This is a genomic window from Rosettibacter sp. KY25, assembly GCF_057554405.1.
Genome location: NZ_BAAJAO010000013.1, coordinates 77,004 through 89,493 on the forward strand (window position 1 = coordinate 77,004; position 12,490 = coordinate 89,493).

The 12,490-nt window shown below is 30.4% G+C and carries 13 protein-coding genes; 3 read left to right on the plus strand and 10 right to left on the minus strand.

What is annotated here, in order from left to right:
• Positions 1–3: 3 nt before the first annotated feature.
• The 8 genes from AC27L2_RS09325 to AC27L2_RS09360 form a co-directional block, all read right to left on the minus strand.
• Positions 4–963 carry a GNAT family N-acetyltransferase gene (locus AC27L2_RS09325; RefSeq protein WP_487211496.1) on the minus strand — a complete coding sequence of 320 codons (960 nt, stop codon included), beginning with the start codon at positions 961–963 and terminating at the stop codon, positions 4–6.
• Between the two features lie 2 nt (positions 964–965).
• Positions 966–1,862, minus strand: coding sequence for a PorV/PorQ family protein (locus tag AC27L2_RS09330; RefSeq protein ID WP_487211497.1), 897 nt, complete (start codon positions 1,860–1,862; stop codon positions 966–968).
• 5 nt (positions 1,863–1,867) lie between these two features.
• Positions 1,868–2,857, minus strand: coding sequence for a PorV/PorQ family protein (locus AC27L2_RS09335; protein WP_487211498.1), 990 nt, complete (start codon positions 2,855–2,857; stop codon positions 1,868–1,870).
• Between the two features lie 18 nt (positions 2,858–2,875).
• The gene (locus tag AC27L2_RS09340) at positions 2,876–4,447 is read right to left on the minus strand and encodes a WD40/YVTN/BNR-like repeat-containing protein (protein WP_487211499.1); all 1,572 of its coding nucleotides are present in this window, start codon (positions 4,445–4,447) and stop codon (positions 2,876–2,878) included.
• Positions 4,448–4,466: 19 nt separating this feature from the next.
• A complete protein-coding gene (locus AC27L2_RS09345) occupies positions 4,467–5,342 on the minus strand; it encodes a choice-of-anchor X domain-containing protein (protein WP_487211500.1) in 876 nt (291 codons plus the stop codon).
• Between the two features lie 119 nt (positions 5,343–5,461).
• A complete protein-coding gene (locus AC27L2_RS09350) occupies positions 5,462–6,454 on the minus strand; it encodes a site-2 protease family protein (RefSeq protein WP_487211501.1) in 993 nt (330 codons plus the stop codon).
• Positions 6,455–7,279, minus strand: a complete 825-nt coding sequence (locus AC27L2_RS09355; protein WP_487211502.1) for a DUF1207 domain-containing protein — start codon at positions 7,277–7,279, stop codon at positions 6,455–6,457.
• Between the two features lie 26 nt (positions 7,280–7,305).
• Entirely contained in the window at positions 7,306–8,397 is a 1,092-nt protein-coding gene (locus AC27L2_RS09360; protein WP_487211503.1) for a glycosyltransferase, read from the minus strand.
• A 57-nt stretch (positions 8,398–8,454) separates the two neighbouring features.
• On the opposite strand from AC27L2_RS09360, the gene rsmA reads away from it, so the two are divergent.
• Genes rsmA through ubiE form a run of 3 tightly spaced genes read left to right on the plus strand, consistent with a single transcriptional unit; the run spans position 8,455 to position 10,920 of the window.
• Positions 8,455–9,246, plus strand: coding sequence for a 16S rRNA (adenine(1518)-N(6)/adenine(1519)-N(6))-dimethyltransferase RsmA (rsmA, locus tag AC27L2_RS09365; RefSeq protein ID WP_487211504.1), 792 nt, complete (start codon positions 8,455–8,457; stop codon positions 9,244–9,246).
• Between the two features lie 31 nt (positions 9,247–9,277).
• Positions 9,278–10,213 carry a phosphatase PAP2 family protein gene (locus AC27L2_RS09370; protein ID WP_487211505.1) on the plus strand — a complete coding sequence of 312 codons (936 nt, stop codon included), beginning with the start codon at positions 9,278–9,280 and terminating at the stop codon, positions 10,211–10,213.
• A 17-nt stretch (positions 10,214–10,230) separates the two neighbouring features.
• Positions 10,231–10,920 carry a bifunctional demethylmenaquinone methyltransferase/2-methoxy-6-polyprenyl-1,4-benzoquinol methylase UbiE gene (ubiE, locus tag AC27L2_RS09375; RefSeq protein WP_487211506.1) on the plus strand — a complete coding sequence of 230 codons (690 nt, stop codon included), beginning with the start codon at positions 10,231–10,233 and terminating at the stop codon, positions 10,918–10,920.
• 5 nt (positions 10,921–10,925) lie between these two features.
• On the opposite strand, the gene efp is transcribed toward ubiE, so the two are convergent.
• Positions 10,926–11,489, minus strand: a complete 564-nt coding sequence (gene efp, locus AC27L2_RS09380; RefSeq protein WP_487211507.1) for an elongation factor P — start codon at positions 11,487–11,489, stop codon at positions 10,926–10,928.
• A gap of 67 nt (positions 11,490–11,556) precedes the next feature.
• Positions 11,557–12,490 (minus strand): prephenate dehydrogenase/arogenate dehydrogenase family protein (locus AC27L2_RS09385; RefSeq protein WP_487211508.1); only part of this gene is annotated, 934 nt, incomplete at its 5' end.

The following is a 12,490-nucleotide window of genomic DNA, read 5'->3' on the forward strand; positions in this document are numbered from 1 at the left end:
ATTTTATAATTTTATATAGAGAGTATTTCTCATAATTGTTTTTGCATCAAATTTTTCTTTGAACTCAATCAAGCTCATACTTGGAGTCATGGGATTTTCTGCTTTTGTATCCTGAGACACTCCAATGTCAACATAACGAAATCCTCTTTCAGTCGAATCCTTAACAACTTCATACATTACTCTTTGAATAGGCTTATATTCTGCGTATTCATAAAGAAGCATGTTATAAAAACAAAGTGCAACGTATTGATTTGGATAAAACATTAGTGAACCAGCAATAGGTGTATCCTGATAGTATACCATAAATAATTTCAATCTATCAGGAAGAAGTTCTTTTAATCGAAGAAGGTCTTCGTAAGTGTGAGTTGGTTTTACATTATGACGAGCTTTGTTTTTAAGAAGTATTGGATAAAATTCATCATATCTTTCATTTACTTCAACACGCAGTTTGAAATCCCTGAAAGTTTTGCGAATGTTTCTTCTTACGGTTGGAGAAAATCTTTCTAGTATATCTCTATCTTTATCAAGTTTAATTGCACTCGAAATGTAATGAAGTTTATATTTGAATCCCTGCCAGAGCATAGCAAAGTCAAGACTTTGATTTGGATATTGTTCATAAATCATTGGTGCTGCAGTAAGCATAAATTCTTTGATTCCATTTTTTCTGCCATAATCAAGTAGTGTAGATACAATTTCCATAGCTTTAGCAAAAGTGATATCTTTTGTAACAATTGAACCATAGCTTGCACCAATAGGTGATTCAAACATTCCGTTGTTAATTGAACCTGGAAGAACTGCTACAATATTTCCTTTTTCGAGAAAGATTAAGTGGTCGAATTTAAATTTGCCTGGAGTATGATAATCCAAAAATCTTTGAAGATGGAACATTGTTCCATTATTTGATTCGAGAACGAATTTGTCCCACTTTTCTTTCCACTCTTCTGTGTATCTGATAATTTCCATTTTTAATTAAATGTATATATGAATGAAATAATATGCGAATCACCAAGTGAATATTTATATGGAACATATGCATAATCTAAATTAATTCCGCGAAAAATAATTCCAAATCCAGCTGTAATGTTTTTTGAATCGTAACCTGTGATATATCCGCCTCTTAATGCAAACATGTTGTAGTAAAAAATTTCTATTCCAAAATGGAAATGAGAAATTTTATCATCAATATAATTCTGATAACCTGCTGCAAGGCTAAAATTCAATTTATAATCTGGCAAATCAAAATTGAAATTAGCACCTGCTCTAAAATCTTTAGGTAATTTAGTTGCCTCTGTGCGAAGCTGTTTCATTGAGCCGATATTTCTTAATGATGCACCAATTGTCAAATTCTTAAGTATGTTTTTATAACTAATTCCAAAATCAAGAGCATAGCCGTTTGCATCGTCAGAAAAAAGATTTTCATAAATATATTTTATTGATGCACCTGCAAATAAATTATCATATAACTCGTAAGCAGCAGAAAGATTTCCATAAAAGTAATGAGCATCAAATTTTGATTCAGCTTCTCCCGGTTTGGTTCTTACTTCAATATCAGAAATTGTTGTTGTGTTAACTGCAATCATAAATGGAATGTTTAGAACCGAAAAACTTCCAGAAAAAAATTCTGAATTCAAATCTCTGAAAAAAGTATTATGAGAAAATGATAATTGAGTTTTTGGATTTAATGCAATAACAGAAGGGTTATAAATTCCACTGTTCAAATCCCCTGAAGATAGAGAACCAAAATCGCCCATTGAAATGTTTCTTGCACCTGCACCAAGTTTCAGAAAAGATAATCCTGTTTTTATGTTTTGTGCATTAATTATTAATGAGCTGAGAAATATTAAAACAATTATTTTTTTCATAGTGATTAAAAGTTAATGTTAATTCCAATAATGTGTTGGTCATATGATGAATAAGGTTCAATTACAAATGCATAGTCAATGCCAAATTTTATAGATTTCATTTTGTAAAAATATGAAAAACCAAAAGAAGGTCTAACTGGATTTTCTGTGTTAGATAAATTAAATCTGTCAATACCGCTGCGAATAAAAAAGTCATGATAAATATTGTATTCAATTCCGCTTCTTAGATAATTTGTTTTTGCATTGCTGCTTTCTAATTCAATTGCTGCAATTAGTTTTGGATTGCAAAATTTATATGCAATACCAATTTTTTTAAGCAGTGGAAATTTATTTACTGTTGTGTTGCCGTTCTGACCGTAAATGCTTCCAGTATCCCATTTGTAAGCACTATTCAAATCTGAAATTACTAGTGATAAAGAAAGATTCTCATTAAATGAATACAAAGCTCCTGCATCCATACCCAGAGCTGTTGATGTAATATTGTTATAAAGCTTATAGTAATAAAATTTGAATGCAATCCCTAAAGCAAATTTATCTGAAAATCGATTTGAAAGAGAAATAAAAAATTGTGTTTCCAGTGTTGATATGTTATCAAAGATTTCACCTTCATTGTCACGCAAATCAATGTTTGATACTCCAGCTAAAATGAAACCTGAACTTATTCCAGCAACAGATTTTACCTGTTTTGAATCCGATTCTTTTTTGAATTCAAATTTTCTTGTAAAGTTTATAAAGCTTAATGTTCTATCGAGTGACAGAAATGAATATGAAGTTTGAAAAACATTTCCTTCCTGAAAAGCAGAAAGAGCAGGATTGTAATATGAAACCAGATTTCCATCCTTAATTGCAGAAAGTGCATTTCCCATTCCCATTCCTCTTGCACCAAATCCCATTCTGCTGAATGAACCGGGCATGCTGTTAATTGGTGAATACTGTGTTTGTGGTTTTATAACCGATCCAGCAATTACAATGATTAGTAATATTTTTTTCAACATATTCTATGAAATTTGTTTTTACATTAATACAATAATTTTACCAAACAGAGGTTCATTCGAATCAATATCAATTCGATAGAAATAAACACCATTTGGAACAATTCTTCCACTTTCATCTTTGCCGTCCCAAAATTCAATTTGTTCACCTGCAGAATTTCTATAAGCATTTTGAATTATTGTTCTGACCAGATTCATTCCAAAATCAAAAATTCTGATTGTTACATTAGAACTTTTTTCAATTTTATATTTGATTCTTACAACTTCATCATCAGGAGAAAATGGATTTGGAAATGCATAAGATTCATTTGAACTGTTTAATTTTTTTGATGATAGAAAAACTTTCCACTCACCATCCCAGCTGCTGTTGGTATCTGTAAATTTTGCTAATCCATCTAATGTCCCAATCCAAATATCTGCAACATTTTCTCTTTGTTTAACTTTTACAGCTCTGAATCTTTGCTTTTTAATATTGATTGGAATTTTAGTTTTGCTGTCTACAATTTCTTGAACTGATATCCATGATTTGCCATTATTATTGGATCGAAAGAGACCATTCTCTGTTGCTGCAAAGATATCTGAATGTGTGAAATTATTGCTGCTATAATATTTAAAATCAATATCAAGAATTTTTTCATCAGTTAAAAATGTTTGCCATGAATTTCCGCCGTCATAAGTAACGCTAAGGGCATAATATTCATCAATACCTTCTGCTTTCCATGTTGCAGCCCAAATTGAATTATCAAATTTATTGTGTTGAAGTGAAAGTATAAAATTTCCGCTGATGGGATTTGATTGGTTAGTATGATTAAATTTTACCCAGCTTATTCCGCCATCTGTGCTTTTATTAATTCCTCCTGCCGTGCCTACATAAATTGTAGTATCATCAACAGCAAGCAGTGAAAATGCTCGATGATTCAAATAAGATTCTTTTCCAAACTTACCTGCTACAGGCTGCAAAGAAAATTTTAATGTATCAGTAGGTTTTATAGAATCAAGATTATCTGGAGGAAGCACCACACGCTGCCATGTCTTTCCCATGTCGGTTGATTTTCTCAATCCGCCTGCAAAGCAGACAATCCAAATTGTGTTTTTTGTAAATGCAATATCATAAACAAAATTTTGTTGAGGAACTGTAACTGGCAATGCACGAATTTTATTAATTCCATAAGTGATGATTGAATCTCCTGGGTCATCAACTGGTTGTTTGATGTTAGTCCAGGTTTTCCCAAAATCAGTTGAAAAATGCAACCCTGTTCCTGTTGGGACATTTGAACCGGCAATTGATTCCATTTTCCATGTTGCAGCCCAGATAGTTCCATCATAATAACCTATTGCAGAAATTCCATCCTCACCAAAATCTTTAGTGCGATAAAAGTTAATCCATGAATTCCCGTAGTCGGTTGATTTACTCAAACCTTTTGATGTTGCAAGCCATAAAGTATCATCTACAAATAGAATTTTTTCAATTGAATTGCTTGCAGGTAAATCATCAACATCCGAATTATCTATTAAAAAATTTTTAGGTAATTTTTGTGAAAAAATATTTGATGCAAAAATCACGAAAAGAAAAGCAAAGAATAACTTTTTCATTTAATTCTCTTATTCAATTTTATTTTAATGTTAAGAAATGAATAAATTTTTCACTTACTAAGCCGCCTTTATCTTTTGCATAAAATTCGAATCTCCATTGACCTGAGGGTTGACCTGCAGGGAAAGTCAGAAATACTGAATAAGTTCCATCATTTGCTGTTGCATCTCCATTTGATGCTGTGTTTCCGTCATCAAACAATGGAAATTGTGATATTCCTTGGCTATTAACAGTTTTGCTTCCATCAGGCTTGTATAATTCATAATAAACAGAAGAAATATCTTTCAGTCCATTAGGGTCGTTGACTTTTACCATCAAAGTAATTTTCTGTTCATAAGTTGCTGTTGATGGAACAATAGCCTCTGTAATTGATGGCGGTAAATTGATTTGTGAATTAATGTAATTAAAATAATGAACAGCTAATTTTAATGAACTTTCCTGATTTTTATATTGAGCAAAATATTCAATAGCATATTTACCGCTTGGAAATTTTTTACTCATTGGAATAAATGCAGAGTAAATTTTATCACCTCTGGTTTCATCACCTGTCAAGAAAGAATCTCCTTCATCTGACATAAATATTTGTTGATGAATTGTAGAAGATCCATCATAATATTTTACAGTAAGCCATACATTCTCTTTTAAATCTGTGCTGCTTAATTTAATTGATGTTACAAAAGTAGAATCTGAATTCGAGTATCTGAAGTCCTCTGGTGCCCGAATAATTTTTGCAGTTGTATACATTAAGTTTTGTTCAATTACATTATCAGGAATTTTATCACAGCCAGAGAAAAAAAGAAATGAAATTGCCGAAAGTTGTATGAAATATTTTACAGAAAAAATTTTTTTGTTTTTCAGAAGAGATATTCTAAGAAAAGATAATAAAGGAAAAATCATAGAAAACTTGCCTTTAATATTTGTTTTATCCATTAATTTAATTGTAGCAATCTTTTCTATAATTTTTCCTTTATTGTTAAAACAAATTTAGACAAAGCAATGTGTTAATGTCAAGGTTATCATAGTGAAATAATAAATGGTGTTGGAGAAAATGATAAGATAAAAATTGCAATTGCAATATAACCAAGTATCATTCTTTTTTTATCAAGCTTTTCGAAATATGGAACAGGTGGGTGTTTGACTTTTATGAAAAAATATAGAATTAAAGCCCAGAATAACCAGCCGCTCCATCCAAATTCAAAATGAAATCCAAGAAAGCCGCTTAAAATTCCACCGGCACCAAGTATCATTAATATTATCATTGAAATACTTGCAACCGCTTCATGAATTTTTTCTCCAAACATTGAATAAATAACATGACCACCGTCTAATTGTCCAACTGGAATAAGATTCATTGCAGTAACAAATAGACCAAACCATCCCACACATAAATATGGATAATGATAAACTTCGGACATCGGTGGAATGAAATCATTTGGGTTAGCAAATAAATTTTTTAGCAGTTCGAAAATTAGAGTGCTTCCAAATTCAAGATTGACGGCATCTTTTCCATAATCAGGAGAAAAGTAATCTGGATGAATTGTTAGAATATAATCTACAGGAGGAAGATGAGTGAATCCGTAAATTAGAACAATTAAACATGCAATAAAACCGGAAATTGGTCCAGCTACGCCAATGTCGAACATAGCTTTGTTGTTTGGAGTAACAGATTTTGTTTTGATTACAGCACCCATAGTTCCGAAGTTAAAGAATCCAGGAATTGGAGGGAAAGGAATAAAGTAAGGAAGTGTTGCTTTCACTTTATGATACTTTGCAGCAAAGTAATGACCAAATTCGTGGCTTGCTAAAATAAATATGATTGATACTGCATAGGGCAAACCATGTTTTAAATCTCTGAATTCATATGGACCAATTTTACCAGTTGTCCATTCCAAGCCTGCAATAATAGTAGTTATAAAAGTAATTATTAAAAGAACTACATGAATTAAATATGAATTCTTTTTTTCCTGAGGCTGATAATAATCCCTTATTTCTGTAAAATCATCTTCCATTTATAAATCCAGATTTATTCCAAATGCAAAATAATTTTTATTAATATCAAAATATTCTCCATGAATACTTTTTCCAGAATAATAATTTATAAATGTGCTGAATCCTTTCCCATGAGTTTTTCCAAATTTTAATCCTGCAGCAATTGAATGATTAATTGAATAATTATCAATGTGAATTATTCTTAAATCATAAGCAAAAAATGGTCTGATATTTTTATAAAATTCATTTCCAAAATAATCAAATCCAATTTGATAATTATCCTTTTTAATAAATTGAGGGTCAACATGAAAAATATATGTAAATCCTGCATAGAATCTTAGATTAGAAAAAGAGTAAAAAGGCATAAATTCAATAAACTCTCGACTGTAAACACGCGGGTTTAAGTTATCGCGCCATTTATTGTTTGTTACATCAAAATGCCCATCAACAAAATGAGCACTGATATGACTTAATCTAAAACGCAGCCCAAATTTTCTATCATCAATTTTTTTTGTATAGCATGAATTAATTCCGAACAAATAATCAACAGCATCGACAGGGAAATGAAAATTTTTTTCACTTCGAAGAAGTGTATAAGTGAATAAATCAGCACCAATTGAAATAGTTTCATCACCATTTTGAATTCTCAATGCATCAATTGAATTTCCAATATCCAATCTCAATTCATTTTTTGATAAATGAAATTGAAAACCAAGTTTTGGTTCAAGAATATTAGCTGTGAATGGTTGAATTGTTAAATTGTCTGGAAATATTTCAATTTTCGATTGAGAGAAAATTTGTAAATGAAAAATCAACAGCAAGATTAGAGTAAATTTTGTTTTCATAGAACCTTTTTAAGATTTGTGAATATTTAGAACTCTCTTCCTTTCCATTTAATTTTTTTATTTGGCAGAACTATGAAAGGAAGCAAAAGAACATAGATTATGAAATAAATTTCAAATGCAATAAAATGATTTAGTTTTAATTTCAGATTGAATTTTTTATAAACAGGATAAACAAAAAAGTAATCAATAAATATTTTGAAAAAGCACAAGTAAAGTGCAGTAAGCGAAAACAAAAATGGTGTAAGCAGCATAGCAGCATGAGTAACATATCCCCAGAGCATAATTAAATAACCGATAATATCGCTTTCCGTTCCTCCAACGCCCCATCTTTTCTTTTGCCAGTATAATGTCTGCCAATCAGGACATGGTTTTGAAACTACAAGAGCACCAGGATCAAGAGGATAAAGTATTTTGTATTTTTTAAGTTTATGAATTGCCATTAACAAATTAAAATCTTCTGTAACAGAAAATGGAATACTTTCATAGCCACCTACTTCATCATAAGCAGATTTTCTGTATGACATATTATTTCCTATGCATCCAAGTGGTTTGCCTAAATTTAAAGCTCCAGCATTTACAGTTAGCAGAAAAATAAAATCAATAGCCTGCATTCCTGCAAAGGCATTAAAGTCCTGCTGAGTAGTAAAGCCGCCAACAAATCCAACATCTTTTTGATAATAAGAAACAAGAGTCTTAGCCCATGTTGGAGATACAATACAATCAGCATCGGTTGTAAGTATAATTTCTCCTTTTGCAATTTTAATTGCATTTGCCAGAGCATTGGTTTTTCCTTTGAGCGAGCCAATTTGTTTATCTGGAATTATGGATTTGAATTTTGGTTTGTCTTTGATAAAGGATTCTATAATTTCACCTGTTCTATCGGTGGAGTGGTCGTTTACAATAATGATTTCAATTTTGTCTTTAGGATAAATTAAGTTATCAAGTGAGACTAAGCAGTCAAGAATATTATTTTCTTCGTTGCGTGCTGCAACAATAACAGTAATGAAAGGCAAATTTTCATCCCGAATTTTTGGAAATCTTTTACCTGCTCCAATTGTAAAGATTACTAATTGAATAAAATAAAGCGACAATGCAGTTAAAAATATTATCTCGAACATGATAAATTTTCTTTACATTAGTAATCAAATATAAATAATTATATAACATGAATCTTTATGGAAGATAAAATTTATCCATTAAAAAGATTTGGTCAGAACTATCTTGTGGATAAAAATATTGTCAAAAAAATCATTGATGAATTTAATCCAGAAAAAGAAGATGTGGTGCTGGAAATTGGTCCAGGCACAGGTGCATTAACATCAGAGCTAATAAATAATGTAAAAAGATTCATTGCAGTTGAAATTGATAAAAGAGCAGTTAAACAGCTTAAGGAAAAATTTCCTTCACTTGAAATAATTAATCAAGATTTTTTAGAAACTAATCTCTCAGACTTCGTTCACAAAAATGAGAAATTAAGAATAATCGGAAACATTCCTTACAACATTACTTCTCCAATTTTATTCAAATTGATTTACGAAAGAAAATTTGTTAGAGATGCTTTGCTCATGGTTCAGTATGAAGTGGCAAAAAGAATAACAGCAGAAAAGGGAACAAAAGACTATGGAATTTTAAGCGTGCTGTTAAATTATTTTGCAAAGACAAAATTATGTTTCAAAATTTCGCCAAATGTATTTTATCCAAAACCAAAAGTTTATTCAGCAATTATTCGAATAAAGTTTATTGAAGAAGAACAAAAAAATTTTGATGATAATTTGTTTATAAACGTAGTTAAAGCTGCATTTGGAAATAGAAGAAAAGTTTTAAAAAATTCACTCAGCAATAGTATATTTCGAACCATAAATTTTACAAATAATGTAGAATTAACCAGTCTTCTTGCAAAGCGAGCAGAAGATTTATCAATTAAAGATTTTATTCAGCTTTATGAATTTATTAAAAGTCAGTTGTAAATTTTTTCTATAATTATTCTTCTTTTTGTTCATGAAAGAAAATAAAAAGCTTATTCTGAATATCACACCAACAGATTTCATTGTTGTTCTTTTCACTTTGTTTTTATCTGTCCTTAATATTATTTATTCAAATAAGATTGTTTACTGGCAGAATAATATTGCTGTAAATGTTTTAATTATTTCTTATGTTTTTTTTGTTGCTTATAAAGATGTAAACAATAACAACTTGGTCTGGAAGCACTTTCATTACTGGTATCTTGTTCCATTAATATTAATTTTTTTCAAAGAACTTTATTACATGGTTGACCCGATTCGCGGAGTGATTTATGATGATGTTCTAATTAAAATTGATAGAATGATTTTTAATGCTGATCCAACTCACGAACTTTATAAAATTGCCAATCCTTATTTAACAGAATTGCTTCAAATTGTTTACGGCACTTTTTTCTTTTTGCCAATTATACTTGGGTTGGATTTTATTTTTACCGGAAAACTTAAAGAACTTGATTACTCGGCTTTCATAATAGTTTATGGATTTTTTCTTTCTTACATTGGCTATATACTTGTTCCTGCAATTGGGCCAAGATTTACTCTTCATAATTTTGAATTAAACGATATTGAACTACCGGGACTTTGCTTGACAAATTTTTTACGAGAAATTGTTAATTCAGGTGAATCAATTCCTTCAGGAACTTTAAATCCAGCTGCAATAGTTCAACGTGATGCTTTCCCAAGCGGCCATACTCAAATGACTTTGCTGGTTATGATTCTATCTGTAAAATTTCAAAGCAGATTGAAATACTTTTTTATTGTTGATGGAACGCTTTTAATTTTTGCAACTGTTTATTTAAGATATCACTATGTTATAGATTTAATCGGCGGATTTATATTTATGCTTTTTACATTGTGGAGCGGAAAATATATTTACAACTGGTGGAGTAAGAAAAATGAAAAATTATTTTCTTGAATTATTGTGAAACAAAGATGGATTCAACTACAAAAAAGAGCAAAGTAAAAAGAATTTTTGACTCAATTTCTGATAAGTATGATTTTTTAAATCATCTTTTAAGTTTTGGAGTTGATTACTACTGGCGCAGGAAAGCAATTAAATTGAGCAAGTTAAATTCAAATTCGATTCTTCTTGATGTAGCATGCGGCACAGGTGATTTTGCTATTGCATCAAAAAAATTTGGTGTAAATAAAATTATTGGTCTGGATTTTTCAATGAACATGCTCTTACATTTTAATAGAAAAGTAGAGTGGAGTAATGGAAGATTGGTTCAAAGCACTGCAGAAAATTTGCCATTTAAGAATAATTCTTTTACAAATATTATTGTAGCATTTGGAGTTCGCAATTTTTACGACATCAATAAAAGTTTTCAATCATTTTATCGAGTGCTTAAGAATAATGGAAAAGTTACAATACTAGAATTTAGTTTGCCCTCAAAAAAGTTCGTAAGAAAAATCTATCTTTTTTATTTTGATAAGATTTTACCATTAATAGGAAAATTAATTTCGAAAGACAAAGAAGCATATAAATACCTGCCGGAATCTGTGGGTGAGTTTGATAAAAAAATTAATTTAACAGAATTACTCACTCAAGCAGGATTTAGTAAAGTTGAGCAAAACTTTTTAACTTTAGGTTTAGTTCAAGTTGTTATTGCTACAAAGTAAAGCTGTTATTCCTTTACTCTTTCAACATATTCACCAGTTCGAGTATCGATTTTGATTTTATCTCCCTGATTAATGAAGAGAGGAACATTTACAACAGCACCTGTTTCAAGTGTTGCTGGCTTCATCACATTAGAAACTGTATCGCCTTTTACTCCGGGTTCTGTTTGAGTAACTTCAAGTGTTACAAAAATTGGCAGTTCAATTGCAACTATTTGAGTGTCATCAAAAAGAATATCAATAACTGTATTTTCTTTTAAGAATTTTTGTCCTTCACCAATTAATTCTGGAGAAATGTTGATTTGTTCAAATGTTTCATTATCCATTACAACATAATCTGCACCATCTCTGTAGAGATATTGAAATTGTCTTCTTTCAACTCTTACTTCGTCTATTGATTCACCGGCGCGAAATCTATTTTCGAGGACTCTTCCTGTTTTCATATTTTTTAATTTTGTTCTTACAAAAGCACGCCAGTTGCCTGGATTGACATGCTGGAATTCAACGATTGTCCAGAGTTCATTATTCCATCTGATAACCATTCCTGGTCTGAAGTCTGAAGTTGTTGCCATAAAAATTTCTCCTATTGCTTAAAAATTTGCGGCGTAAAAATAGTTAATTGGAAATTTATTTTCATTTCTAAATTCTTGTAGTAAAACCTAAATTTTCAATAATATTTTTTGCTTTATCTGCTGCTTCTTTTGTATCGAAAGAAATTCTGAAAGTTCCTCCAGTTCCTTCTCTAATTTTAAGAAGCTCGATATCTTTAATGTTTATTCCTGCATGAAATAAAGCAGTTGTAATTTTACTTAAAACACCGGGTTCATCTTTTACAAAAACGAAAATGTCATAAAGAGGGGATAGAAATCCTTTTGTGTTTTTGGGAATTTCATCTCGTTTGCTTCTTGCACTTTCAAATTTTTGTGCAATTTTATTCAAATCATTTTTTATTATTGATTTCTTCATTTCTTCAAGGTCAAAAATAAAATTATCAATTGCCTGCAGAATATTTTTATTGTTCAGTTTAATGATTGATTCCCAGATTGAAAAATCACTCGATGCAATTCTTGTCATATCTCTAAAACCACCTGCAGCGTAATCAAAAAAGTTAATGTCGCTGTCTTTCAATGCGGCTGAATTAATTAATGATACAGCAACAATTTGTGGAAGATGACTTACTGCAGCAACAATGATATCATGAACTTTGGGATTTAGGAAAGTGATTCTTGCCCCAATTTGATGAATGATATTTGTAAATAACTGAATGAAAGCAAATTCTTTGGCTGTGTCGCTTAAAATATAAACGCAGTTTTCAAAAAGAGTTGATTCAGAATTTTCGTAACCGCTCTTTTCTTTACCAGCCATTGGATGCCCGCCAATATAAAATCCTTTTGAATTGTTTTCATTCCAGATTTGATGGAAAATTTCTTTAACACCACAAACATCAGTAATAATTTGATTTTCTTTTAATTTTGGAATGAGTTCTTTAAATGCTTGAATTGATAAATCAACTGGAAGGCATAGAAAAATTAAATCGGAATCAAGAGCTTCATCAATGTTATTAAGTTTTTGG